This is a genomic window from Secundilactobacillus collinoides DSM 20515 = JCM 1123 (assembly GCF_001435975.1).
In the GTDB taxonomy this organism is placed as follows: domain Bacteria; phylum Bacillota; class Bacilli; order Lactobacillales; family Lactobacillaceae; genus Secundilactobacillus; species Secundilactobacillus collinoides.
The window spans coordinates 1-474 of sequence record NZ_AYYR01000105.1; the positions used below are offsets into that span (position 1 = coordinate 1).

Genomic DNA, 474 nt, shown 5'->3' on the forward strand with positions numbered 1-474 from the left:
TTTAAATTGCGCTTTCTGTTGTGGACTAGTTGCTTGTTGAATTTGTTGTTGCAAGCCTTGGTAGGACTTATTAAGTTCCTGAGCTGATAGCTTTTTTAGATCATGCTCAGGTTCTTTTTGTGCTTCTTGTAAGCCTAATTGTTTGGTTAAGCCATCGCTAAGCTCAATCACTTTGTTACTAACTTGCTGGATTTCACTTAAAGCGCTATGGATCACGGCTTTATCTTTAGCCCAGGTAGCCACATACCCGAGTGAGTAGTTACTGGTATCAACACCAATATTTTGCATGGCAACATACGCAACCGCTTCGGCTTGCGTTTCTTGATAGGCTCGCGGGCGATCTTTAAAGGCTGATTTTAACCCATGTAACTGACTATGCGCATATTCATGATATAACGTCTTCAATTTTAAAGCATTATCGGGCTCATCGCCACCAATGACGATTTCATTAGTGCTGGGTTGAAAATACCCCTT

At 41.4% G+C, this 474-nt stretch carries 1 pseudogene; it reads right to left on the reverse strand.

Features of this window, described 5'->3' with window-relative positions:
- Positions 1-474: pseudogene (locus FC82_RS13780) on the reverse strand (hypothetical protein); the annotation flags it as partial.